At 67.3% G+C, this 24,571-nt stretch carries 21 protein-coding genes and 3 pseudogenes; 12 read left to right on the top strand and 12 right to left on the bottom strand.

Annotated elements, in window-relative coordinates:
* Positions 1-24 precede the first annotated feature (24 nt).
* The gene (locus ACWDZ6_RS04345) at positions 25-1,107 is read right to left on the bottom strand and encodes an inositol-3-phosphate synthase (protein ID WP_326651126.1); all 1,083 of its coding nucleotides are present in this window, start codon (positions 1,105-1,107) and stop codon (positions 25-27) included.
* A 58-nt stretch (positions 1,108-1,165) separates the two neighbouring features.
* Entirely contained in the window at positions 1,166-1,882 is a 717-nt protein-coding gene (locus ACWDZ6_RS04340) for a helix-turn-helix transcriptional regulator (RefSeq protein WP_451501619.1), read from the bottom strand.
* Between the two features lie 360 nt (positions 1,883-2,242).
* On the opposite strand from ACWDZ6_RS04340, the gene ACWDZ6_RS04335 reads away from it, so the two are divergent.
* Together ACWDZ6_RS04335 and ACWDZ6_RS04330 are read left to right on the top strand one after the other, a co-directional pair.
* Positions 2,243-4,942, top strand: coding sequence for a transglycosylase domain-containing protein (locus ACWDZ6_RS04335; RefSeq protein WP_451501618.1), 2,700 nt, complete (start codon positions 2,243-2,245; stop codon positions 4,940-4,942).
* Positions 4,943-5,056: 114 nt separating this feature from the next.
* A complete protein-coding gene (locus ACWDZ6_RS04330; protein ID WP_451501617.1) occupies positions 5,057-6,580 on the top strand; it encodes a glycosyltransferase family 87 protein in 1,524 nt (507 codons plus the stop codon).
* A gap of 37 nt (positions 6,581-6,617) precedes the next feature.
* Here ACWDZ6_RS04330 and ACWDZ6_RS04325 read toward each other — a convergent pair whose 3' ends face one another.
* From ACWDZ6_RS04325 to ACWDZ6_RS04315, 3 genes are all read right to left on the bottom strand, one after another.
* Positions 6,618-7,649, bottom strand: coding sequence for an alanine racemase (locus tag ACWDZ6_RS04325; RefSeq protein ID WP_366732961.1), 1,032 nt, complete (start codon positions 7,647-7,649; stop codon positions 6,618-6,620).
* A 109-nt stretch (positions 7,650-7,758) separates the two neighbouring features.
* On the bottom strand, positions 7,759-8,877 hold the full coding sequence (locus ACWDZ6_RS04320; RefSeq protein ID WP_451501616.1) for a lipid II:glycine glycyltransferase FemX: 1,119 nt from the start codon (positions 8,875-8,877) through the stop codon (positions 7,759-7,761).
* 146 nt (positions 8,878-9,023) lie between these two features.
* Positions 9,024-9,335 (bottom strand): hypothetical protein, encoded by a 312-nt coding sequence (locus tag ACWDZ6_RS04315; protein ID WP_326651117.1) that lies wholly within the window; start codon positions 9,333-9,335, stop codon positions 9,024-9,026.
* Between the two features lie 260 nt (positions 9,336-9,595).
* On the opposite strand from ACWDZ6_RS04315, the gene rpsF reads away from it, so the two are divergent.
* From rpsF to rplI, 4 genes are all read left to right on the top strand, one after another.
* A complete protein-coding gene (gene rpsF / locus ACWDZ6_RS04310) occupies positions 9,596-9,886 on the top strand; it encodes a 30S ribosomal protein S6 (RefSeq protein WP_004950685.1) in 291 nt (96 codons plus the stop codon).
* 74 nt (positions 9,887-9,960) lie between these two features.
* Positions 9,961-10,560 carry a single-stranded DNA-binding protein gene (locus ACWDZ6_RS04305; RefSeq protein WP_366732963.1) on the top strand — a complete coding sequence of 200 codons (600 nt, stop codon included), beginning with the start codon at positions 9,961-9,963 and terminating at the stop codon, positions 10,558-10,560.
* Between the two features lie 43 nt (positions 10,561-10,603).
* Positions 10,604-10,840, top strand: a complete 237-nt coding sequence (gene rpsR / locus ACWDZ6_RS04300; protein WP_003956534.1) for a 30S ribosomal protein S18 — start codon at positions 10,604-10,606, stop codon at positions 10,838-10,840.
* A gap of 18 nt (positions 10,841-10,858) precedes the next feature.
* Positions 10,859-11,305 carry a 50S ribosomal protein L9 gene (gene rplI, locus ACWDZ6_RS04295; RefSeq protein WP_326651115.1) on the top strand — a complete coding sequence of 149 codons (447 nt, stop codon included), beginning with the start codon at positions 10,859-10,861 and terminating at the stop codon, positions 11,303-11,305.
* A gap of 133 nt (positions 11,306-11,438) precedes the next feature.
* Here rplI and ACWDZ6_RS04290 read toward each other — a convergent pair whose 3' ends face one another.
* Positions 11,439-12,776: an MATE family efflux transporter gene (locus ACWDZ6_RS04290; protein ID WP_451501615.1), complete on the bottom strand. Its 1,338-nt coding sequence runs from the start codon at positions 12,774-12,776 to the stop codon at positions 11,439-11,441.
* A 423-nt stretch (positions 12,777-13,199) separates the two neighbouring features.
* Between ACWDZ6_RS04290 and dnaB the strand changes: the two genes are divergently transcribed.
* The 3 genes and pseudogenes from dnaB to ACWDZ6_RS04275 all read left to right on the top strand — a co-directional run bounded on the left by dnaB (position 13,200) and on the right by ACWDZ6_RS04275 (position 16,851).
* Complete coding sequence (gene dnaB / locus ACWDZ6_RS04285) at positions 13,200-14,681, top strand: replicative DNA helicase (protein ID WP_451501614.1); 1,482 nt, start codon at positions 13,200-13,202, stop codon at positions 14,679-14,681.
* A gap of 51 nt (positions 14,682-14,732) precedes the next feature.
* Positions 14,733-15,407 (top strand): annotated as a pseudogene (locus ACWDZ6_RS04280) (class I SAM-dependent DNA methyltransferase).
* Positions 15,408-15,468: 61 nt separating this feature from the next.
* Positions 15,469-16,851, top strand: a complete 1,383-nt coding sequence (locus ACWDZ6_RS04275) for a serine hydrolase domain-containing protein (protein WP_451501613.1) — start codon at positions 15,469-15,471, stop codon at positions 16,849-16,851.
* Positions 16,852-16,921: 70 nt separating this feature from the next.
* Here ACWDZ6_RS04275 and ACWDZ6_RS04270 read toward each other — a convergent pair whose 3' ends face one another.
* The 3 genes and pseudogenes from ACWDZ6_RS04270 to ACWDZ6_RS04260 form a co-directional block, all read right to left on the bottom strand.
* Complete coding sequence (locus tag ACWDZ6_RS04270; protein ID WP_451501612.1) at positions 16,922-18,082, bottom strand: winged helix DNA-binding domain-containing protein; 1,161 nt, start codon at positions 18,080-18,082, stop codon at positions 16,922-16,924.
* Positions 18,083-18,097: 15 nt separating this feature from the next.
* On the bottom strand, positions 18,098-18,550 hold the full coding sequence (locus ACWDZ6_RS04265; RefSeq protein WP_451501611.1) for an N-acetyltransferase family protein: 453 nt from the start codon (positions 18,548-18,550) through the stop codon (positions 18,098-18,100).
* 10 nt (positions 18,551-18,560) lie between these two features.
* A pseudogene (locus tag ACWDZ6_RS04260) lies at positions 18,561-18,932 on the bottom strand (MarR family winged helix-turn-helix transcriptional regulator); the annotation flags it as partial.
* Between ACWDZ6_RS04260 and ACWDZ6_RS04255 the strand changes: the two are divergent.
* Positions 18,933-20,024: pseudogene (locus tag ACWDZ6_RS04255) on the top strand (MFS transporter); the annotation flags it as partial.
* Between the two features lie 19 nt (positions 20,025-20,043).
* Here the strand turns inward: ACWDZ6_RS04255 and ACWDZ6_RS04250 are convergent.
* Both ACWDZ6_RS04250 and ACWDZ6_RS04245 read right to left on the bottom strand, forming a co-directional pair.
* Complete coding sequence (locus ACWDZ6_RS04250) at positions 20,044-20,898, bottom strand: GNAT family N-acetyltransferase (RefSeq protein WP_451501610.1); 855 nt, start codon at positions 20,896-20,898, stop codon at positions 20,044-20,046.
* Positions 20,899-20,903: 5 nt separating this feature from the next.
* Positions 20,904-21,449 (bottom strand): DUF2269 domain-containing protein, encoded by a 546-nt coding sequence (locus ACWDZ6_RS04245; protein ID WP_451501609.1) that lies wholly within the window; start codon positions 21,447-21,449, stop codon positions 20,904-20,906.
* Positions 21,450-21,525: 76 nt separating this feature from the next.
* Here ACWDZ6_RS04245 and ACWDZ6_RS04240 point away from each other — a divergent pair, with 76 nt between their 5' ends.
* Complete coding sequence (locus ACWDZ6_RS04240; protein WP_451501608.1) at positions 21,526-22,167, top strand: HAD family hydrolase; 642 nt, start codon at positions 21,526-21,528, stop codon at positions 22,165-22,167.
* Positions 22,168-22,471: 304 nt separating this feature from the next.
* Positions 22,472-24,052, top strand: coding sequence for a globin domain-containing protein (locus ACWDZ6_RS04235; protein WP_451501607.1), 1,581 nt, complete (start codon positions 22,472-22,474; stop codon positions 24,050-24,052).
* Between the two features lie 32 nt (positions 24,053-24,084).
* Here the strand turns inward: ACWDZ6_RS04235 and ACWDZ6_RS04230 are convergent, their stop codons facing one another.
* On the bottom strand, positions 24,085-24,564 hold the full coding sequence (locus ACWDZ6_RS04230) for an NUDIX hydrolase (RefSeq protein ID WP_326651104.1): 480 nt from the start codon (positions 24,562-24,564) through the stop codon (positions 24,085-24,087).
* Between the last annotated feature and the right edge of the window lie 7 nt (positions 24,565-24,571).

The raw sequence follows: 24,571 nt of genomic DNA, 5'->3' as shown, positions 1-24,571 counted from the left end.
TCCGCGATTGAGCAGGACGGACGCTTAGCGCTCGACCTCGCCCTTGATGAACTTCTCGACGTTCTCGCGAGCCTCGTCGTCGAAGTACTGGACCGGCGGGGACTTCATGAAGTACGAGGACGCGGAGAGGATCGGGCCACCGATGCCGCGGTCCATAGCGATCTTCGCGGCGCGGACGGCGTCGATGATGATGCCCGCGGAGTTCGGGGAGTCCCAGACCTCAAGCTTGTACTCGAGGTTCAGCGGGACCTCGCCGAAGGCACGGCCCTCGAGGCGGACGTACGCCCACTTGCGGTCGTCCAGCCAGGCCACGTAGTCCGAAGGACCGATGTGGACGTTGTCCGCGCCCATGTCGCGGTCGCGGATCTGCGAGGTGACAGCCTGCGTCTTGGAGATCTTCTTGGACTCCAGGCGCTCACGCTCGAGCATGTTCTTGAAGTCCATGTTGCCGCCGACGTTCAGCTGCATCGTGCGGTCCAGGACGACGCCCCGGTCCTCGAAGAGCTTCGCCATGACGCGGTGCGTGATGGTGGCACCGACCTGCGACTTGATGTCGTCGCCGACGATCGGTACGCCGGCCTCGGTGAACTTGTCCGCCCACTCCTTGGTGCCGGCGATGAAGACCGGGAGAGCGTTGACGAAGCCGACCTTGGCGTCGATGGCGCACTGCGCGTAGTACTTCGCAGCGTCCTCGGAACCGACGGGCAGGTAGCAGACCAGGACGTCGACCTGCTTGTCCTTGAGGGTCTGGACGATGTCGACCGGAGCCTCGGCCGACTCCTCGATGGTCTGGCGGTAGTACTTGCCCAGGCCGTCGTAGGTGTGGCCACGCTGGACGGTGACGCCCGAGTTCGGCACGTCGCAGATCTTGATGGTGTTGTTCTCGCTGGCGCCGATGGCGTCCGCCAGGTCGAGGCCGACCTTCTTGGCGTCCACGTCGAAGGCGGCAACGAACTCGACGTCAGAGACGTGATAGTCGCCGAACTGGACGTGCATCAGACCCGGCACCTTGCCGGCCGGGTCGGCGTCCTTGTAGAACTCGACGCCCTGCACCAGCGAGGCGGCGCAGTTGCCCACGCCGACGATGGCTACACGAACCGAACCCATTCCGGTTGCTCCCTGTGTGATCTCGGTATTCCGATGAAACCCTGCGGATCGCAGAGCTTCACTTGGCGGTGTCGTCGGACGGATCCGGCGGGGTGGAGGGTCCCGGGGACGTGCCCCCGGACGACTCGGCACCCCTGTGCCGGGGCAGGCCGCCCGTCGCTCCAGGTGTGTTGTCCTGCTGAGCAGAGTTCTCGGGTGAGGGCAGTCGCCGTTCCCGCCCCGATCGCTCGCTCTCGATGAGCTCGTTCAGCCAGCGCACTTCGCGCTCCACGGATTCCATGCCATGGCGCTGCAGCTCAAGCGTGTAGTCGTCGAGGCGCTCGCGGGTACGAGCCAGGGAGGCGCTCATCTTCTCCAGACGTTCCTCCAGCCGGCTGCGACGGCCCTCGAGCACCCGCATCCGCACCTCGCGCTCCGTCTGCCCGAAGAAGGCGAAGCGAGCCGCGAAATGCTCGTCCTCCCAGGTGTCCGGGCCCGTGTGCGAGAGCAGCTCCTCGAAGTGCTCCTTACCTTCCGCGGTCAACCGATAGACGATCTTGGCGCGGCGCCCTGCGAGTGATGCGGCGAGGGCGTCCTCAGGAGCGCTTCCCGGCTCCTCGATCAACCAGCCGTTGGCGACCAGCGTCTTGAGGCAGGGGTAGAGGGTCCCGTAGCTGAAGGCCCGGAAGATCCCCAGCGAGGTATTGAGCCGTTTCCGCAGCTCATACCCATGCATTGGGGCCTCACGGAGAAGGCCGAGCACGGCGAACTCGAGGATGCCGGAGCGCCTGCTCATCGTCGCCTCCCTCGCCGTGCCGGTCCTCTTATGTCGTGCTGATGTATCGAGTCGATACATCAGCACGATAGAACGACGTTGCTGTTGCGACAAGAGGGGTCATGGTGAACGGCGTCACATCGTCAATTCATGGGGGGCGATTTGACTGATTTGGAGTGAATTTAGACGCTAGGTGGGTTTCGACCGTGCGTAGTCTGTGCGGCATGCAGACCGCCGGGAACCATGTGACGCCTGTGAGCGTCCTTGGCGTGGATGCACAGCGGATGAGTTCCTTGCGGAGCTGGTCCGTATCCATTTCGGGGGGACCGGAACTCAACTGCCGCTTCCAGGCGTCTCGCCTGCCCGAGGAGTAGTCGTTCGATGAGCGAGCACCGTCGCAAACCGCCGCAGCAGCCGGGTGGCGGACGGGCCGGGGCCCGGCGCGCCGCCCAGCCGCCCGCTGGCCGCCGCGCAGCCCCGAACCGGGGTACCACGTCAGGCTCCCCTTCCGCCTCGTATGGCGAGGAGCGTCCGTACACCGGCCGCGCCGAAGCCCGCCGGGCCGCCCAGCGCAACGGCGGTGGTCGCCGGCGCGTGGAAGAAGGCGTGGGCGCCGGCCACGGAGGTCGCGGTGGCGGCCGACGCGGCGGCGGTGGCGGTGGCGGGAGCCATGACGGTCCCGGCCGCGGTGGGCGGCCGTCCAAGAAGCGGCTGATCGACTACCCGCGCCACAACAAGTACGGATGGCGGCGGTGGATGCCGTCGTGGAAGCTCGTCACCGGGCTGTGCCTGGGCTTCGTCGGCAGTCTGATGGCCGCCGCCACCATCGCGTACGCGATGGTGGGCGTTCCGGACCCGAACAAGACGGCCGAGGCGCAGAACAACGTCTACTACTGGGCCGACGACACTCAGATGGCCGCCACCGGCGGTGAGATCAACCGGCAGATCGTCCCGATCGCGCAGATCCCCGAGGACATGCAGAACGCGGTGATCTCGGCGGAGAACAAGACGTTCAAGACCGACTCCGGCATCGACCCGATGGGTATTGGCCGAGCCCTGGTGAACATGGCCAAGGGCGGGCAGACCCAGGGTGGTTCCACCATCACCCAGCAGTATGTGAAGAACGCACGGCTCGGCGACCAGTCCCAGACCCTGAGCCGTAAGTTCAAGGAGCTGTTCATCTCCATAAGGGTCGGCACCGAGCTGGACAAGTCGGACATCATGGCCGGCTATCTGAACACCTCGTACTACGGCCGGGGGGCCTACGGCATCCAGGCCGCCGCCCGCACGTACTACGGAACGAATGCCAAGGATCTGAACGCCGGGCAGTGCGCGTTCCTGGCCTCGCTCCTCAAGGGCGCGACCTACTACGACCCGGCCGGCGCCGTGGACATCGACCCTGCGGCGACGCCCCAGGCCAACACGGCCCGCGCCACCGAGCGCTGGAACTGGATCCTCGACGAGATGGTCAAGGACGGCCATCTCCCCGCCGCCAAGCGGGCCACGTTCACAAAGCTCCCGAAGACCGATCCGATCAAGAAGAACGCCCAGCTGAGCGGGCAGGTCGGCTACCTGGTGGACCTTGCCAAGTCCAACTTCCTCAATAACAACGACCGGGGCATCGACGCCGACGACCTCGCGAAGGGCGGCTACGAGATTCACACGACCTTCGAGAGGGACAAGGTCGAAAAGCTGAAGGCCGCGGTCAAGAAGGTCCAGGACGCCAACATCAAGCCCAAGAAGCGCCCGAACACGGACACCTTTGTGCAGTTCGGCGGCGCCTCGGTCAACCCGAAGACCGGCGCGATCGCTGCCATCTACGGCGGCGACGACGCGACCAAGCACTTCACCAACAACGCCAACGAGACCGGAGCCCAGGTCGGATCGACCTTCAAGCCGTTTGTCCTGGCGGCCGCGATGGAAAACGGCGTGCGCGATCCCAGGGGGCCCGAGGACCAGGGGCCGGATTACCGCAAGATCGTCGACCCCGACAAGAGCGTCTACAACGGCAAGAACAAGCTCAAGATCAAGGAGTACAACGGTTCCATCTGGAAGAACGAGAAGGGAGAGGAGTGGCTGCAGACCAACGATGGTGGCGAGTCGTTCAAGAACATCACCTTGCGTGAAGCCATGATCCACTCTGCCAACTCGCCCTTCGTGCAGCTGGGCATGGACATCGGAATCCCGGAGGTGAGAAAGGCGGCGGTGAAGGCCGGCCTGCTCGAGACCTCCTTGTCCAAGTCGAACGTCCCGTCCTTCTCGATCGGTATTTCCTCCCCCAGCGCCATCCGCATGGCCGGCGCCTACTCGACATTCGCGGCCAACGGCAAGCAGCGCGAGCCGTTCTCCGTCAGAAAGGTCGAGCATGAGTCCACGACGGTCTACGAGCACGAGGACAGGACCAAGCAGGCCTTCTCGACGGCCGTCGCGAGCAATGTGACCGACGTACTCAGGTCTGTCGTCGACGATCCCGAGGGCACCGGCAAGAACGCCCGGCTCCCCGGCCGGCAGGTCGCCGGCAAGACCGGTACGACCGACGGCAACAAGTCGGCCTGGTTCGTCGGCTACACGCCGCAGCTGTCGACCGCCATCGACATGTACCGGCTCGACGACAACGAGAAGAACAAGAAGCGCGAGTTCCTCGAGATGTACGGCACCGGTGGCCAGGACAAGATCCACGGAGCGTCGTTCCCCTCCGAGATCTGGCAGACGTACATGAGGGACGCGCTCAAGAACACGAACCCCGAGGGCTTCCCCGACCCCGAGCCCATCGGTGAGGCCGTCTGGGGCGGGGGCGCCTCCAGCCCGGCCCCGACGCCGTCGGCCACGCCGTCCAGCACCCCGTCCTCGACGCCGTCCAGCTCGCCGTCGAGCTCGCCGTCCGGCTCTCCCGACCCGAGCCAGTCGTGCGATCCGTGGCAGGACTGGACGTGTGGCGCCGCGGGTGGCGCCAATGGCGGCGGCAACGGCAAGGGCGGAGCCAACGGCGGACCCACCGGGACGCCTTCGACAAGTCCGTCTACGACACCACCAGGGACCAACGGCAACGGAGGCTTCATCGGAGGCGGCTCCGGGAATTAGCAGCCGGTCCAGGGCCGGCTTCCGCAACGCCACGAGGGCCGCCGCCCGGTACGCACAGCAACCTGTGCCTCCGGTGCGGCGGCCCTCGCCCTGTCCCGAGCCCCGTACGGCAGGATGTGCAGCATGCCCAGCGCAGATGAGATGAGCGTGTACCAGGACCGGCCGGACGTACGGCCCACGTGGCGGGACTCCGTCGCCGCCGCCGGCAGCGAGCTGATCGGCGGTCCCGCCGGCCGCTGGGCCCGGCGCGGCGGCAACGGCTGGCTCACTCCCGTGCGTGTCGTCGCACTCGTGGCGATCGGGATGTTTGCGCTCGGCATGGTGCAGAAGATGCCGTGTTACGACTGGGCCTGGTTCAGGGGCGCCAGCTCGCAGTACACGCACGCCTGCTACTCGGACATTCCGCACCTGTACCTGGGACGCGGCTTCTCCGAAGGCCGCATTCCGTACTTCGACCGGTTGCCCGGGGACATGGAGTACCTGGAATACCCCGTCCTGACGGGGCTGTTCATGCAGGTCGCGTCATGGCTCGACGTGGCCGGCGGCTCCATGCAGAACCAGGAGCAGATGTACTGGATGGTCAATGCGGGCATGCTGATGATCTGTACCGCGGTCATCGCCGTCTGTGTGACCCGCACACATCGCCACCGCCCCTGGGACGCGCTGCTGGTGGCCCTGGCGCCCGCTTTCGCGCTCACCGCGACCATCAACTGGGATCTGCTGGCCGTGGCGCTCACGGCCGCCGCGATGCTGATGTGGTCGCGTGGCCGGGCGCTGGCGTTCGGCATCCTCATCGGGCTCGCGACCGCCGCCAAGCTCTATCCCGTGCTGCTGCTCGGTCCGCTGCTGCTGTTGTGCTGGCGGGCCGGTAAATGGCGGGAGTTCGTCACAGCGGCGCTCGGCGCGGCGGCCGCCTGGCTGGTGGTGAACCTGCCCGTGATGCTGCTCGCGCCGGAGGGGTGGAAGAAGTTCTACACCTTCAGCCAGGAGCGGCAGGTCGACTTCGGCTCCTTCTGGCTGATCATCACGCAGCGTACGGGCGAGCCGCTGGAAGTCGAGTCGGTGAACACCTACGCGACATTTTTGATGATCCTGGCGTGCGCGGGCATCGGCGCGCTGACGCTGAGCGCGCCGCGGCGGCCTCGTTTCGCACAGCTCGCCTTCCTGGTCGTCGCCGCGTTCATCATCACCAACAAGGTCTATTCACCGCAGTACGTACTGTGGCTGATTCCGCTCGCCGCGCTGGCCAGGCCGCGTTGGCGGGACTTCCTGATCTGGCAGTCCTGCGAGGTCATGTACTTCCTCGGGATCTGGATGTACCTCGCGTACACGACCAGCCCCAAGCACAAGGGCCTGCCGCCCGAGGGCTATCAAGTAGCCATCGCCCTGCATCTGCTGGGGACGCTGTACCTGTGCGCGGTGGTGGTGCGGGACATCCTGAAGCCGGAGCGGGACGGCGTACGGACGGACGGATCCGATGACCCGTCGGGCGGCGTTCTCGACGGGGCTGACGACGTCTTCGTCCTGGGGCGTGCGGCGCATCCTCCGCGCCATGCGGCGCACGCGGTGGAGGGTCCGCGGGTGGACTGGGGGAAGCAGCCCCAGGCGTCCGGTACGGGTCCTAAGCCGTCGGCCTAGGGCTTTGGGGCCAGAGGCCGCGCGGAGAAGAAGGGGCTCAGCGGTCGACGAGACGGTCGAACTGCGTCGTCGTGTGGCGCAGGTGAGCCACCAGTTCGTCGCCGACCTTCGGCTCCTGCGAGTCCGACGGTACGAACAGGATCGAGACCTGCATGTGCGGCGGCTCGGCGAACCAGCGCTGCTTGCCCGCCCAGACGAACGGCGAGAGGTTGCGGTTGACCGTCGCCAGGCCCGCGCGGGCGACACCCTTGGCGCGCGGCATCACACCGTGCAGAGCCTTCGGTGCCTCCAGGCCGACGCCGTGGGACGTACCGCCGGCGACGACGACCAGCCAGCCGTCGGATGCGGCCTTCTGCTGGCGGTAGCCGAAGCGGTCGCCCTTGGCGACACGGGTGACGTCGAGAACGGCGCCGCGGTACTCCGTGGCGTCGTGGTCGCCGAGCCACAGCCGCGTGCCGATGCGGGCGCGGAATCGGGTCTGCGGGAACTGCTGCTGAAGACGGGCCAGTTCCTCGGCGCGCAGATGGCTGACGAACATGGTGTGCAGCGGCAGCCGGGCTGCGCGCAGCCGGTCCATCCAGCCGATGACCTCCTCGACCGCGTCGGAGCCGTCCGTACGGTCGAGGGGGAGGTGGAGCGCGAAGCCCTCGAGGCGTACGTCCTCGATCGCGGCGTGCAGCAGGCCGAGCTCCTGCTCACTCACGCCGTGGCGCTTCATGGAGCTCATGCACTCGATGACGACCCGCGCTCCCACCAGCGCGTGCACACCGTCGACGGACGAGACGGAGCGGATGACACGGTCGGGGAGCGGGACCGGCTCCTCGCCCCTCCGGAAGGGTGTGAGGACGAGGAGATCACCGCTGAACCAGTCCTTGATCCGGGCCGCCTCGTAGGTGGTGCCGACGGCCAGCATGTCCGAGCCGAAGCGGGAGGCCTCGTCCGCGAGCCGCTCATGACCGAAGCCGTAACCGTTGCCCTTGCAGACCGGCACGAGGCCGGGGAACTGGTCGATAACGGACTTCTGGTGCGCCCGCCAGCGCGCGGTGTCGACGTAGAGGGAGAGCGCCATGGCCGGCCCGGAACCTTTCTGGTGGCTGCGGTGTATCAGGGGTATGTACGAGATTTACGAGACTACGGCGTTGTGCGCGGCGTCGTCAGCGGCGTCGGCCGTGGCGACTTCAGCGGCGGGACATGTAGATGTCGAGCGCCTTGTGGAGCAGCTTGTTGAGCGGGAAGTCCCACTCGCCGACGTACTCGACGGCCTCGCCGCCGGTGCCGACCTTGAACTGGATCAGGCCGAAGAGGTGGTCGGTCTCGTCGAGGGAGTCGCTGATGCCGCGCAGGTCGTAGACGGTCGCGCCCATCGCGTACGCGTCCCGCAGCATCCGCCACTGCATCGCGTTCGAGGGCCGGACCTCGCGCTTGTGGTTGGCGGAGGCGCCGTAGGAGTACCAGACGTGGCCGCCGACGATCAGCATGGTCGCGGCCGCGACGTTCTCGCCCTCGTGACGGGCGAAGTACAGCCGCATCCGGTTGGGGTCCTCGTTGTTCAGGACGGACCACATCCGCTGGAAGTACGACAGCGGGCGGGGCCTGAAATGGTCGCGCTCTGCGGTGACTTCGTACAGCCGCTGCCACTCGGCGAGGTCGTCGTAGCCGCCCTGGACGACCTCGACGCCGGCCTTCTCGGCCTTCTTGATGTTGCGCCGCCACAGCTGGTTGAAACCCTTGAGGACATCGTCCAGCGAGCGGTTGGCGAGCGGTACCTGGAACACATAGCGGGGCTGCACGTCGCCGAATCCGGCGCCGCCGTCCTCGCCCTGTTGCCAGCCCATCTTGCGCAGCCGGTCGGAGACCTCGAAGGCACGCGGCTCGATGTGGCTGGCCTCGACGTCACGCAGCCGCTTGACGTCCGGGTCCTGGATACCGGACTTGATGGCGGCAGCGTCCCAGCGGCGGATGACCACCGGCGGGCCCATCTTCACGGAGAAGGCGCCCTGCTGCTTGAGGTGGGCGAGCATCGGCTGCAGCCAGTCGTCCAGGTTCGGCGCGTACCAGTTGATCACCGGGCCCTCGGGCAGGTACGCGAGATAACGCTTGATCTTGGGCAGCTGGCGGTACAACACCAGGCCGGCGCCGACCAGTTCACCGCTCTTGTCGAACCAGCCAAGGCTCTCGGAGCGCCATTCTGTCTTCACGTCAGCCCACGCCGGGACCTGGCAGTGACTTGCCGCGGGCAGGCTCTGGATGTAAGCCAGATGCTGCTCTCGGCTGATGGTGCTCAGGGTCAGGCTCATGCGGGGCGCTCCTCGGCAGGTGTGTCCCCATGGGTACAGGGGCTCCGGCTCTCGCGCCGAAGCCTACTGCGCTGGGGGAGCGCCCCGGATGGCCTGTAGGGAAGAGCGTCCTCTGTGACCCCGTCCCCTCCTGCTGCTGTTCTGCCCTAGAAGAGTCCGCCGAAGAGTCCGCCGTGTGCCATGCCGAGGTAGAAGCCGACCGCGGAAGCGCCGAGACCGATGATCAAGGCGAAGCGTTCGCGGGTCGTCGCCGAGATGAACTGTCCGTACGCGCCCGTAATGATCCCCACCAGCCCGGCCCACGAGCTGAGCAGATGGAGGTTGTAGAACATCGCCGACACGAAGGCGAGAACGCCGAGCACCAGCGTCACCGCCATCAGCGTGTCCTGAAGGGGATGGGGCTTGCCGTCGGTGGCGAAGAGGGAGACTTGGGACTGACGTCGCATTGCCTGTGCCATGAGGCACCTCCTGGCGTTGCCGGAAGGCGGCGCATCGTAGCGCCGCGCACACCCGATGTGTACAGATTGCGTCCCCTGGCCACCGGATTTCAACCGGAAGCCTGTCTCCAGGTACTCTGTACGGTCTGCACCGGTGTCTGCCCAGGCCAGTACGCGATCCTCCCGGATTGTCAGTGGCGGCCGATACCGTTGCTTACGCATCACGACCCTCCTGCCACGGAACGACCGTGGCCGCTGAGTCCAAAGGAGGTGGGTTTTACATGCGTCACTACGAAGTGATGGTCATCCTCGACCCCGATCTCGAGGAGCGCGCTGTCTCCCCGCTGATCGAGAACTTCCTCTCCGTCGTCCGTGAGGGCAACGGAAAGGTTGAGAAGGTCGACACCTGGGGCCGTCGTCGTCTCGCTTACGAGATCAAGAAGAAGCCCGAGGGCATCTACTCGGTCATCGACCTGCAGGCCGAGCCTGCGGTCGTCAAGGAGCTCGACCGCCAGATGAACCTGAACGAGTCGGTCCTCCGGACCAAGGTCCTCCGTCCCGAGACCCACTGAGCATCTAGCTCAGAGGTCATCGGGTTCGAGTAGCAGCAAGCAGCCAGAAGCAATCCCCGCCGAGAGGTTCACCCATGGCAGGCGAGACCGTCATCACGGTCGTCGGCAATCTCGTCGACGACCCCGAGCTGCGCTTCACCCCCTCCGGTGCGGCGGTCGCGAAGTTCCGTGTCGCGTCCACTCCCCGCATCTTCGACAAGCAGACCAATGAGTGGAAGGACGGCGAAGGCCTGTTCCTCACCTGCTCGGTCTGGCGTCAGGCGGCGGAGAACGTCGCGGAGTCGCTTACGCGAGGCATGCGCGTCGTCGTGCAGGGCCGGCTGAAGCAGCGGTCCTACGAAGACCGCGAGGGCGTCAAGCGCACGGTCTACGAGCTGGACGTCGAGGAAGTCGGCCCCAGCCTGAAGAACGCCACGGCCAAGGTCACCAAGACCACCGGTCGCGGTGGCCAGGGTGGCTACGGCGGCGGTCAGCAGCAGGGTGGCGGCAACTGGGGCGGCGGTCCCAGTGGTGGCCAGCAGCAGGGCGGCGGCGGTGCATCCGCCGACGACCCCTGGGCCACCAGCGCGCCGGCCGGCGGCGGCCAGCAGCAGGGCAGCGGGGGGAGCTGGGGCGGAAGCTCCGGAAGCTCCGGCGGTTCCGGCGGCGGCTACTCGGACGAGCCCCCCTTCTAAGGGCAGCTCGTACCCCACTTCTTGATCACACAGGAGATACACCATGGCGAAGCCGCCTGTGCGCAAGCCGAAGAAGAAGGTCTGCGCATTCTGCAAGGACAAGACCGTCTACGTGGACTACAAGGACACGAACATGCTGCGGAAGTTCATTTCCGACCGCGGCAAGATCCGTGCCCGCCGCGTTACCGGCAACTGCACGCAGCACCAGCGTGACGTCGCCACGGCTGTGAAGAACAGCCGTGAGATGGCGCTGCTGCCCTACACGTCCACCGCGCGATAAGGGAAGGGTGACCGACTAATGAAGATCATCCTCACCCACGAGGTCTCTGGCCTCGGTGCCGCCGGCGATGTCGTTGACGTCAAGGACGGTTACGCTCGCAACTACCTGGTCCCGCGTGGTTTTGCGATCCGCTGGACCAAGGGTGGCGAGAAGGACGTGGCGCAGATCCGCCGCGCCCGCAAGATCCACGAGATCGCGACGATCGAGCAGGCCAATGAGATCAAGGCCCGGCTCGAGGCCGTGAAGGTGCGTCTGGCTGTTCGCTCCGGCGACGCCGGCCGCCTCTTCGGCTCCGTCACCCCGGCCGACATCGCTTCGGCGATCAAGGCTGCCGGTGGTCCGGACGTCGACAAGCGCCGCGTTGAGCTCGGTTCGCCGATCAAGACCCTGGGCTCGCACCAGGTGTCTGTGCGTCTGCACCCCGAGGTTGCCGCGAAGCTCGGCGTCGAGGTCGTCGCCGCGTAACGCTGCGCTCTGCGAAGCACGTGCTGCAGAGCACAAGAGGGCCGCACCCCAGGGTGCGGCCCTCTTGCTGTTTGCAGTCGCCCGTTTCACGTGAAACAACGCCCCCGTGACTCGGACAGGGTGACTCGGTCGTTCAGCGTGTCGCACCGGTGACGAGCCAGCGGCCGGAGCGCATTCGCAGCCAGAGAGTCAGCATGCGCACGTTCATCATCAGGGTCATGGCCCACCACAAGGCAGTAAGTCCGCCTCCGAAGGTCGGGATGAGCAGGGCGACAGGGGCGAAGACCGCGAGCGTCACCAGCATGGCGCCGGCCAAGTAGGAGCCGTCACCGGCTCCCATGAGTACGCCGTCGAGGACGAAGACCACGCCTGCGATCGGCTGAGATACGGCGACCACCAGCAATGCCGGCAGCAGAGTGCTGTGCACCGAATGGTCGCCGGTGAACACCGGGAGAAGGAGCGGTCGTGAGGCCATGACCAAGATGCCGAGCACCACACCGGAAGCGACGCCCCACTGCACCATGCGGCGGCAGGCCTGCCGGGCGCCCTCGGCGTCGTCGGCTCCCAGATAGCGGCCGATGATCGCCTGCCCGGCGATGGCGATCGCGTCGAGTGCGAAGGCCATCAGGCTCCACAGGGACAGGACGATCTGATGGGCGGCGATCTCGGTGTCACCGAGGCGGGCCGCGACGGCAGTAGCGATCATCAGGACGGCCCGCAGCGAGAGCGTACGGATCAGGAGGGGGACACCCGCCTGAGCACTGGCCCGTATCCCGGCGGCATCGGGGCGCAGGGAGGCACCGTGCCGACGCGCTCCCCGCACCACCACGACCAGATAGGCGGCGGCCATCGCGCACTGGGCGATGACGGTGCCCCAGGCGGAGCCGGCGATGCCGAGACCGGCGCCGTAGACGAGGCCGGCGTTGAGTGCCGCGTTGGCGGCGAAGCCACCGATGGCCACATACAGAGGGGTCCTGGTGTCCTGCAGACCTCGCAGTACGCCTGTGGCGGCCAGCACGATGAGCATCGCGGGAATGCCAAGGCTGGAGATCCGCAGATATGTGGTGGCGTACGGGGCGGCAGTGTCGGAGGCGCCGAAGATCTGGACGAGCCAGGGGGCGGTAGGCAAGGTGGCGGCGATGACGGCGATACCGAGCAGCAGAGCGAGCCAGATGCCGTCCATGCCCTGCCGGATGGCGGCCGCGAGATCGCCCGCGCCGACGCGGCGTGCGACGGCGGCTGTGGTGGCGTAGGCGAGGAAAACGAAGATGCTGACGGCGGTCATCAGGAGCGCCGAGGCGACCGCCAGTCCGGCAAGTTGCGGGGTGCCGAGATGGCCGACGACGGCGCTGTCCACCATCACGAAGAGGGGCTCGGCGACGAGGGCGCCGAAGGCGGGGACGGCGAGTGCGATGATCTCTCGGTCGTGCCGTTGCCGACCAGCCTTGGGCGCTGCGGGAGCCTCTGTCATGGCCTCAATCTAATCTTCCACAGGTAAGAGATGCAATTACCCTGCACTCCTTACCAATCTTCTTGGTGCACCTTCTTCTGTGCGCCGTTTGTTCTGATCTTGGTCCAGTCGGGAAAGTTTTTCTCCCCCACAGCCAGTGGACGGAAAAATAGCAGGTCAGAGCGGGTGTGGCGGGGTGGCCATGAACTTGTCCACAGTACTGTCCCCCGGTCCGTGCACAGGTTCCGCAGGGTTCTCCACAGCATCTGGTCCGTCGTCCACATGGCCTGTGGATAACCAGATTGGCTGACGGTGCCGACAGGCCTACGGTGGACCGTCGCCCGACGCGCCGGAAGCGGAGTCTGGCCATTCGTTTTGTCAGTGCCGTGCCGTAGAAAGAGCGGCACGGCGAGGTCCGCGGAGCGGACGGGAGGAGGTGGCCCGATGAGCATTTCCGAGCCCTTGGACGACCCATGGGCCGCGGAGGGTCCCGGTGATCGTCTGCCCGTCTCCCGCCAGCGCCGCGGCGACGGCCGCAGCGGCCGAGAGGACCAGCACGAGCGCGGCAGGGACAACGGCGGCTGGGACGGAAGCTCCCCCGGCTTCGAACGTGTGCCTCCCCAGGACCTGGACGCCGAGCAGTCCGTCCTCGGCGGCATGCTGCTCTCCAAGGACGCGATCGCCGACGTCGTAGAGATCATCAAGGGCCACGACTTCTACCGGCCCGCCCACGAGACGGTCTACACAGCGATCCTCGACCTCTACGCCAAGGGCGAGCCGGCCGACCCCATCACGGTTGCCGCCGAACTGGTCAAGCGAGGCGAGATCACCAAGGTCGGCGGAGCGCCGTATCTCCACACGCTGGTCCAGTCGGTGCCGACCGCGGCCAACGCCTCGTATTACGCGGAAATCGTCCATGAGCGCGCCGTGCTGCGCAGACTCGTGGAGGCCGGCACCAAGATCACGCAGATGGGATACGCGGCCGACGGCGACGTCGACGAGATCGTCAACTCCGCCCAGGCCGAGATCTACGCCGTCACCGAGCAGCGCACCAGCGAGGACTATCTGCCACTCGGCGACATCATGGAAGGTGCGCTCGACGAGATCGAGGCGATCGGCTCGCGCAGCGGTGAGATGACGGGTGTGCCTACCGGTTTCACCGACTTCGACTCGCTGACCAACGGTCTGCACCCCGGCCAGATGATCGTCATCGCGGCCCGACCCGCCATGGGTAAGTCCACGCTGGCGCTGGACTTTGCCCGGGCCTGTTCGATCAAGAACAACCTTCCCAGCGTGATCTTCTCCCTCGAAATGGGGCGCAACGAGATCGCGATGCGCCTGCTGTCGGCAGAGGCGCGAGTGGCGCTGCACCACATGCGCTCCGGGACGATGACGGACGAGGACTGGACCCGGCTGGCGCGCCGCATGCCGGATGTGTCCCAGGCCCCGTTGTACATCGACGACTCCCCGAACCTCTCGATGATGGAGATCCGCGCAAAGTGCCGACGGCTGAAGCAGCGCAATGGTCTGAAGCTGGTCGTCATCGACTATCTGCAGCTGATGCAGTCCGGTGGCTCGAAGCGTGCCGAGAGCCGTCAGCAGGAGGTCTCGGACATGTCCCGAAACCTCAAGCTGCTGGCGAAGGAGCTCGAGCTCCCCGTGATCGCGCTGTCCCAGCTGAACCGTGGCCCCGAGCAGCGTACGGACAAGAAGCCGATGGTCTCCGACCTGCGTGAATCGGGCTCCATCGAGCAGGACGCCGACATGGTCATCCTGTTGCACCGCGAGGATGCGTACGAGAAGGAGTCACCGCGTGCGGGCGAGGCGGACCTGATCGTGGCCAAGCACCGTAACGGTCCGACGGCGACGATCACCGTCGCCTTCCAGGGGCACTACTCGCGCTTCGTGGACATGGCGCAGACCTGATCGAGCCGATGCAGGGACCAGGTCCTGACACCCGGAGTATGGTGCGCGCCCGTGACCGAACCGGATTTCCTGCGCACCACCCGGGCGTCCTACGACGCCGTTGCCACCGACTACGCCGAACATTTCCACGGTGAACTGGCATCCAAGCCGCTGGACCGGGCGATGCTTGCCGGGTTCGCCGAACTCGTGCACGCCCCCGGTGCCGGACCGGTCGCTGACGTCGGGTGCGGCCCGGGGCGTGTGACGGCCCATCTGCACACCCTGGGAGTACCCGTTTTCGGGGTCGACCTGTCGCCGCAGATGGTCGCGTTGGCCCGGTAGGAGAACCCGGACCTGCGGTTCTACGAGGGTTCGATGACGACGCTGCACCTGCCGGACAGTTCCCTCGGCGGCATCGTGGCCATGTACTCGATCATCCACATCCCACCGGAACGGCTGATGGAGGTCTTCGCCGAGTTTTATCGAGTGCTGGCTCCGGGCGGGCATCTGCTGCTTGTGTTCCAGGTCGGCGACGAGCGGTTGCACCGGACAGAAGCGTTCGGTCACGCGATCTCGCTCGACTACTACTGGCAGCAGCCGGACCGTGTCGCCGAACTGCGGAGCCAGGCCGGGTTGGTCATGTACGCCCGACTGCTGCGCGAGCCCGATGAGGCGGAGAAGGTGCCGCGGGCTCACTTGACGGCCCGCAAACCAGCCGATGCAGGCGACGGCCGATCGCAGTGCTGACCGTTCCGCGTACCGCGTATTCAAGTCGACGCGGCCGGACCGGCAACGATAGACCTGCCCCATGACCTCACCCTTTGAAGAGCTGCTCCCCGGTACGCAACGAGCCCTTCTCCATCGCATCGCCGTTGCCCAGTCCGAAGGGCGCGCCCCCTCGTTCGTCGCCGCCGTGGCGCGCGCGGGAGACCTGGTCTGGACGGGTTCCCGCAGCTCGGTCGACGGACATGCCCCGGACGCCGACACCCAGTACCGCATCGGCTCGATCACCAAGACCTTCACGGCCGTCCTGGTGCTGAGACTGCGCGACGAGGGGCTGCTGGATCTGAACGACCCTCTGGAGAAGCACCTCCCCGGCACGGGTGTGGGGGAGGTGACTGTCGCTCAGCTCCTCGGCCACAGCGCGGGCCTGGGCGCGGAGTCCCCGGCGCCGTGGTGGGAGCGGACCCCGGGCTCGCTCCGCCCCGAACTCTCCGATGTCCTTGGTCAACAGCCGCGGATGCATCCCGTCGGCCGGCGCCACCATTACTCCAACCCTGGCTTTACGCTGCTCGGTTCGCTGATCGAGGCGGTGCGCGGGGCGTCCTGGGAGGAGGTCCTGCGGCGCGAGATCCTGGAACCGCTCGCCATGGACCGTACAAGCGCACAGCCCGTGGCCCCGCATGCCGGAGGCTGGGCGGTGCACCCTTGGGCCGATGTGATGCTTCCCGAGCCCTCCGAAGATCTTGGTCTGATGGCTCCGTCCGGACAGCTCTGGTCGACCGCTGCCGACCTCTGCAGGTTCGCCGTATTCCTTGCCGAGGGCGACGATCGCGTGCTGAGCGCCGCGTCCGTGCGAGAGATGCGGACACCGTCCGTGCCGCCGGAGGCGGGCGAGTGGGACAGCGCCTACGGCCTGGGGATGCAGGTCCAGCGGAAGGACGGGCGCACTCTTGTCGGGCACACGGGCTCGCTGCCCGGCTTCGTTGCTGGACTCTGGGTGAGCGTGGACGACGGGGTAGCCGCCGTCGCGCTCGCCAATGCCACCTCGGGACCGCTCACCGCGGTGGTCGCCGCTGATCTCGTACGGATCGTGGCCGAGGCCGAGCCGCGTATCCCTGAGCCGTGGCGGCCGCTGCCCGAGGTGGATCAGTCGCTCCTCGAGCTGACCGGGCCCTGGTATTGGGGGACATACTCCTTCGGCCTGCGCCTTGGAGCAGACCGTGGCGTGGAACTGCAGCCGCTCCGCAGCACCGGCCGTGGTTCGCGCTTCGTCGCCGAGGCAGACGGGACCTGGACCGGCCTTGACGGTTACTACGCGGGCGAGACGTTGCGCGTGGTGCGGCGGGACGACGGCTCGGTGAGCCATCTCGACCTGGGGTCGTTCGTCTTCACACGTAAGCCGTACGAGCCGGGCGAGGCTGTGCCCGGCGGCGTGGACAAGGAGGGCTGGCGCGGACTACGGATCTGAGACGGATGTTCGCGTGAAACGCCAGTGATGTTTCACGTGAAACGGGCGCGAGGCCGACCCCAAGCAGCCGTCAGGCTGTCAACTCCCGCTCCAGCGGTGTTCGGAAGCGGGGCGTGATCCGCGTCTCTCCCACCCATGCCGACAGTCGTGAGGCCTCCGCTTCGATCGCTGCGGCGGCCTCGCGGCCAGGGTCGGTCAGCAGTCGCCAGACGATCTCGCCGTCAGCGCGCTGGGTCCAGCCGCCGATGATCTCTCCGTTCCACCACACGGTGGGGCCGATATTGCCCGACCGGTCGAAGAGTGCGGCGCGATGGTCGACGCTGAGATGGAAGTCGCGGTCGGCCCAGGCCATGGCACTCGGATCGAGCGCGGGGAGCAGTGCGGCCCAGGACTCCACGGCCGGTTCGGGCGCGGTGTCGCCGGGCGCCACATAGCCCGTGCCCGCATAGAGGCTGACCTTCTCGGCGCCGGCGGCGGCCAGCGCTTTGCGTACGTCGCCGAGGGGCCACCCCGTCCACCATTTGAGGTCGGCCTCGGTGGCCGGTCCGTAGGAGAGCAGCCAGCGCCTGGCCAGTTCGGCCTGTGCCTGGGCGGCCGGCAACGGAGGCCATGGCTCGCTCGTCGTCCACCGGAACTGGCTGGAGGTCCAGGAGCCGCGCGGCCGGTCTCGCCGGATGCGGCCGTCGGCGGCGAGCACGCGGATGACCCGGCTGGCCACGCCCTGCACCGTCTCGTACTTCTTGCCGGGGAAGACGGTGATCTTCATGCGAAGGGCCGGGACATCGGCGGCGAGCTGGCTGCCGGTGGCGGGGCCGCGTGCGGCGAGAGCAGCCATGACCGCCTCCTCGGCTTCGGCGAGCCACCGTTCGTCCAGCCCGTTCCCGTCCTCAGCCAGATGATCGACGAGTGTTCTGCGCTCCTTGGCGGCGATGGCACGGGCGGTGGACGCATCGACATACGGTGCGAGTTCGGCGGAGACGGCGAAGAGCGTGCGCCGCATGGAGAGCAGCCGGACCAGCGTCACGTCCTCGTACAGAGACTGTTCCACGGCTTGGACGCCCGGGTCTGTGAGGCGTGCGCAGGTGGAGAGGAAGACGGTCGAGGCGTCGGTGGCGTGCAGTGCGACGATCGCGTCGGCGACCGCCACCGGCGTGTCACCGCGCACGGACGGGGCCAGCAGATGGCGGCGGCCGAGCCGGATGCGGCGCTGCTCGTCACTGATCCGATGCACGGTGAATTCCCTTGATCAGAGCTGGAGTTTGAAGCCCACGTGGGAGGCGGTGAAGCCGAGCCGCTCATAGAAGCGGCGGGCGTCGGTGCGGCTGATGTCCGAGGTCAGCTGAACCAACTGGCAGTTCTGGCGACGCGATTCGTCAATGGCCCATTCGATGAGCCGGGTGCCGAGACCGCTGCCTCGTTCGTCGGCGTGGATCCGGACGCCCTCGATGATCGAGCGGGTGGAGCCACGGCGGGACAGTCCTGGGATGATCGTGAGCTGGAGCGTGCCGACGACCCGGTCCTCGCGTACGGCGACAGCCTGGTACTGATTCGGGTCCTGGGCCAGCCGCTCGAAGGCGGCGGTGTACGGGGTGAGGTCCTCCGGCGATTCGCGCTGAGCTCCCAGCGGGTCGTCGGCGAGCATCGCCACGATCGCCGGGATGTCGTCGACTGCCGCCGGCCGTATGTCCAGATCGCTCATGATCGGCAGACTACGCGGGGACCCGCAGTTCCTCGACAGTCTTGACCAGGGAAGCCAGCTCGGGGTTCATGGAGGCCTCGTCGAGCGCCTCGCGCAGAGCCGTGTCGTTGGTGGGCCGCGCCTCGGCGAGCAGTTGCAGGCCTGCCTCGGTGACGTCGGTGTAGATGCCGCGCCGGTCGGTGTCGCAGAGATAGCGGGTCAGCAGGCCGCGGTTCTCGAGACGGGTGACCAGGCGGGTGGTGGCGCTCTGGCTGAGGACGACGGCGTCGGCGACCTGCTTCATCTGCAGATGGCCACCGGGGCCGCTGTGCTGGCGGCTCAGGACGTCGAGCAGTGAGTACTCCCGCATGCTCAGGCCGTGCCGGGACTCGAGGGCGCGCTGGCCGGGTTCCTGGTCACCGGCTATGCGCTCGGTGTCGTACTCGGCGCCCCGCTGATGACCGTCCTCGGCACCCGGATCTCCCGCAAGCGCATGCTGATGCTGCTGATGGGCCTCTTCATCGCGGGCAACCTGCTCTCTGCGGTCGCCCCGGTGTTCGGCGTGATGCTCGCAGGACGCGTGGTCGCCTCGCTCGCACACGGCGCGTTCTTCGGCATCGGTTCGGTCGTCGCGGCGGATCTCGTAGCCCCCGAGAAGAAGGCCGGAGCCATCGCGATGATGTTCACGGGTCTGACCGTGGCCAATGTCGTGGGCGTCCCGCTGGGCACTCTCGTCGGGCAGAGCATCGGCTGGCGGGTGACCTTCGCCATCGTCGCCGGGCTCGGTGTCATCGGCCTCGCCGGTATCGCGAAGCTCGTACCCGACATGCCGAAGGTCGAAGGTGTACGGCTGAGGCACGAGCTGGCCGCCTTCCGCAATGCTCAGGTGCTGCTCGCCATGGCGATGACGGTCCTCGGCTTCGGCGGAGTCTTCGCCGCCATCACCTACATCACGCCGATGATGACCGAGGTCACCGGCTTCGCCGACGGCTCCGTCACCTGGCTGCTCGTCCTCTTCGGCCTCGGCATGGTCGGCGGCAACCTCGTCGGCGGCAAGTTCGCGGACCGCGCCCTGATGCCCATCCTGTACGTGTCGCTGGGTGCCCTTGCGGTCGTGCTCGCCCTGTTCACGTTGACTGCCCACAACAAGTTCACGGCGGCCGTGACCATCGTGCTGATCGGCGCGCTGGGATTCGCGACTGTTCCGCCGCTGCAGAAGCGGGTCCTGGACCAGGCCGCAGGCGCCCCCACGCTGGCATCTGCCGTCAATATCGGTGCCTTCAACCTCGGCAACGCGCTCTCGGCCTGGCTGGGCGGCATCGTCATCGCCGCCGGCCTCGGCTACACCGCCCCCAACTGGGTCGGCGCGGCCCTCGCCACCTCGGCCCTCGTCCTCGCCGTCCTCTCACGCCGCCTCGAACGCCGCACCGAGACCAGCCGCGTCATCGCCACCTCGAGTCCCGGCACTGCTCAGGCCACCGCGGCCCACCACTGAAGGGGGATCTCCCGACCGGCTAGCCGGCCGCGACCGTCAAAGGTGCGAAGCGGCGGGTCCAGTCGCCAGGGAGGCCCGGGATGCCGTAGGTCATCACCGCGTTGAAGGCGATCGGCTCAAGGCCGTGCTCCTTCACCCAGGTGAGCAGTTCCTCATGGCGTACGTCGATGTCCGTACGGAGCGGCCGGTCCGTACCCGCCGCCAGCGAGGCGATCAGCGCCTTCGCCGTCTCCGTGTCCCGCGCGATCAGCGGGCCGACGACCTGGGTCTCCATGTTCGGCCATGCCGCCGCGTACCCCGTCAGGATGCCATGCTCCTCCGCCACGCGGAGCTGGTCCGCGAAGGCGGGCAGGCGCGTGATCATATGGGTGCGGTCCAGGCCGAAGACCTCGGTGTCGAGCCGCAGGACGGCCTGGAGGTCCTCCGCGGTCGCCGGGCGCGTGGATACCTCGACGGCCGGGCCCGAGGCATGGAAGTAACCGCAGACCATTTCGGCGCGGCCGGTGTTCATGAAGCCCAGCTCCTCGTAGAGCGGCTGCCCGTTCGGGGTGGCGTGCAGAGCGACCGGGGTCTCCCCGGCCACCTCGAGCACATGTTTCATCAGGCGCCGTCCGACGCCCTGCCGGGCGAACCGCTCGGCGACGAGCACCATCCCGATCGCGGCGAGTCCGGAGCCGTACGAGGTCACTACGCACGCGGTCATCAGCCCCTTGCCCGCGGGGTCGTCGGTGCCGTAGCCCGTCCCTGCCGTCAGCAGCAGGCCCCACTTGTGCTCCTCACGAGGCCAGCCGCGGTCCTCGGACAGATCGGCGCAGGAAATGAGGTCGTCCATGGTCAGACGGCGAATGGGCAGCTCGGAAAGCGGTGTTGACATAGGGGTCAGGCTGTCCGACGGAGTGATCGTTCGTCCAGCGCTTTCGGTGAAGTGGCCGAGACGCGCGACCGCCGGCCGCGCCGCGTGAGGCCCCACGGTTTGAGGACGGAGATGGCGGTCATGAAGATGTACGTGCTCAGGGAGACGGCCGGGCCCATCACCAGGTCGCGAGGCTCGGTCAATGGCATACCTGACGAGATGGTGTCGACCGCGTTGTTGACCCCCGGGCGCAGAGCGAAGAGTGATGCGGTGATGGTGATGAGGGTCAGCCAGAACTTCGTATAGACCCAGCGGTGCCTGGCAAGGCCCCATTTGGTGCGGAGCGACAGCAGCAGACCGCTGATCAGGGTCAGCAGCGCGACCGGAATCACCAGCCAGTCCGTGAAGACCTCCATCGAGCGGCACGTGGCCTCGATCATCGGCTCCGACTCGGTGGTGGCGGCCGTGACGGCAAGCGCGAGCAGACCGAGCGTGAGCCCGAGCCAGCCGGCGGATGCGGCGACATGGACGACGAGGAAGGCCCGGCGAGCGGAGCGCCTGAGTGGTTTCACGTGAAACACGGTGCCGGACCGGCCAGATCGCCGCGTCTGACAGCGGGAGTAATCGCGGCTACTAGCCTCGGCGTACATGGAGAGAACACGCAGACTGCACATCTTCGATCTCGACGGCACACTGATCCGCGGATCGGCGGCCCCCGTGGAGATATCCCGGCAACTGGGGCTGCTGGAAGAGATCGGCGAGCTGGAACGGGACATCATCGCCCGCAGGATCGGCCCGCCGGAGTATGCGGTGCGTGTGCACGCCCTGTGGAGCGATCTCACCGAGGCGCATGTGGCGGCCGCTTTCGAGAGGGCGCCCTGGCTCGACGGCATCCAGGAGGTGTGGCGGGAGATCCGTGAAGGCGGCGACTATTGCGCCGTCATTTCGCTCTCGCCCTCCTTCTTCGTGGAGCGGCTGCTGGGCTGGGGAGCTCATGCGGCGCACGGCTCACTCTTTCCCGAGCTGCCCTTCACCCGGCCTGTGGACCCCGCGGGCATTCTCAACGCGGCTGCGAAAGTGAAGATCGCTGACCGGCTTTGTGCAGACTTGGGGGTTGGTCTGGACGCATGTGTTGCATACGGTGATTCCATGTCCGACGCGGAGATCTTCGCGTCGGTGCCCACAACGGTGGCGGTGAATGCCGATCACCATCTGTCGGGTCTGGCCACACACACCTATATGGGGGGCGATCTGCGCGAAGCCTATGAACTGGTGCGATTCCGCGGATAGTTCAGCAGCTCCGGGCTGGGGGAGAACCCGGCACATGGACATGGGGGCAATGGAGCCTAACGGGAAAGCGGGTTCGGACGCCCGGACTTTCTGCTCTTTGTTCATGAGGTCTCGCCACCTGGCATGCTGCGACGACGGGTGCTGCGGGCAATGTCACATTCCGGGCTTACTTCTCCTTGATCGGCGCGTGGCCGAGGTTAGTGTGGGCCGGCAGCAGTCCTGAGGCAGAACGGGGAATTGAGGCACATTCCGGATCAGCGGATGTGCGTGGACCGACCGAAAGATGTTCGAGGCGAGGCAGACAATGGACGCTCCGACCACCACGTCGGCCGACAACGGCACTGCAGGCGACAGCGGCGGATGGTTCACCCCTCGTAAGCAGCCGGCCCAGGGCCGGGCCGCCCCCCCTCCCGCCCCCGATGAGGGGGCGTCCGCGGGTGATGCCGGGCAGCAGCGAATAGCCACGCCGCGGCGCCCCGTCGCCTCCATACGACCGGTGGGCTCCGGCCCGTCCCGTACCGCCCCGGCGCCCGCGGCTGAAGCTCAGGCAGCCCATGCCGCCGCCGCCCGCGTGGCCGACTCCCCGCTCGATGAGACTGCCTTCGACGAGGTCACTGTCGACGACCTCCCGATCGAGCACGACCCCCTGAGGCACTCCCCGATCGATCGCGTCCCGGACGAGTGCCCGCCGCTCGACAACGCCCACGGGGCCCGCACGGCGGTCCACGAGGCCCCCACCCCTTATGAGCCACCACCCGCCGCGCCCGCGTCCCCCGGCTCTCCCGACGCCATCCTCATCCGGCGCACGATGGCGGAGATCGAGCCCGTCGCCGACAAGGTGACCTCGTACTTCTACGCCCTGCTCTTCGTCCGTCATCCCGACCTGCGCGGCCTCTTCCCCGCGGCCATGGATGCCCAGCGCGACCGGCTCCTCAAGGCCCTGCTCACCGCTGCCGAGCACATGGACAACCCGTCCGTGCTGACCGAATACCTCAAGCACCTGGGCCATGGACACCGCAAGTACGGGACCCAGGCCGCGCACTACCCCGCCGTCGGTGAGGCGTTGATCGGCGCGCTGACCCGGTACGCCACGGCCACCTGGGACGAGGAGACCGAGGCAGCCTGGGTCCGTACGTACACCAAGATCTCCCAGATCATGATTGACGCGGCCTCCGAGAATGAGCGGCACGCGCCCGCCTGGTGGCATGGCGAGGTGGTGTCGCACGACCTGAGAACTCCTGACATCGCGATCATCACCGTCCGCCCCGACCAGCCGTACGCGTTCCTGGCCGGCCAGTACACAAGCCTGGAGACGCCCTGGTGGCCGCGGATCTGGCGGCACTACTCCTTTGCAGGAGCGCCCCGCGCCGATGGTCTGCTCTCGTTCCATGTCAAGGCGGTCCCGGCCGGCTGGGTCTCCAACGCCCTGGTCCACCACGCCCGCCCCGGCGACGTCGTGCGCCTCGGGGCTCCCGCCGGTTCGATGACCGTCGACCACACCACCGACAACGGTCTGCTCTGTCTGGGCGGCGGCACCGGCATAGCCCCCATCAAGGCGCTGGTCGAGGATGTCGCCGAGCACGGAGAACGGCGCCCGGTAAAGGTCTTCTACGGAGCGCGCACCGATTTCGACCTCTACGACATCGACACGATGCTGCGGCTCCAGCAGACGCATCCCTGGCTCTCGGTCCGCCCGGTGGTCGATGGCCGGTCCCAGTTCCCGGACGCTGTGCGGGAGCACGGCCCGTGGTACGAGTACGACGCCTATCTCTCCGGACCGCCCGGCATGATCCGCAGCGGTGTCGACGCACTGCGCGGAATTGGCATCCCGTTCGACCGGATCCGCCACGACTCCCTCGAAGAACTCGTGGCGGCCGGCGACTAGTGGAGTAGTGCCTGCGGAGCAGTGGTGGCGTACTAGCCCAGGTCGGGTGCGTGCATCGCGCGTACGCCCTCGATATTGCCGTCCAGGTAGTGCCGCAGTGACAGCGGTACGAGATGGACGGCCGCGATCCCGACCCGGCTGAACGGCACCCGTACGATCTCGTACTCCCCGCAGGGCTCCTCGATCTCCGGGCCGTGCCGACGCGACGGATCCATGGATTCCAGTCGGCACACGAAGAAATGCTGCACCTTCACCCCCGTCACACCGCCGTCCGCGATGTGTTCGACGGTGTCGACGAAGCAGGGCACCACATCGATGATCTTGGCGCCGAGCTCTTCGTCCACCTCCCGGTGGAGCGCGTCGACGACGGTGGCGTCCTCCGGCTCGACCCCGCCACCGGGGGTGACCCAGTACGGATCCACTCCGGGCTTGGTGCGCTTGATCAGGACGAGGTCGTTGCCGTCCAGCAGAATGGCGCGTGCGGTGCGCTTGACCACCGGTCGTTCGGTCATGGCAAGA

The sequence above is a fragment of the Streptomyces sp. NPDC002926 genome, from assembly GCF_053591755.1.
Note: the sequence above shows the minus strand (reverse complement) of the source record. Positions and strands in the feature narration are given on the sequence as shown.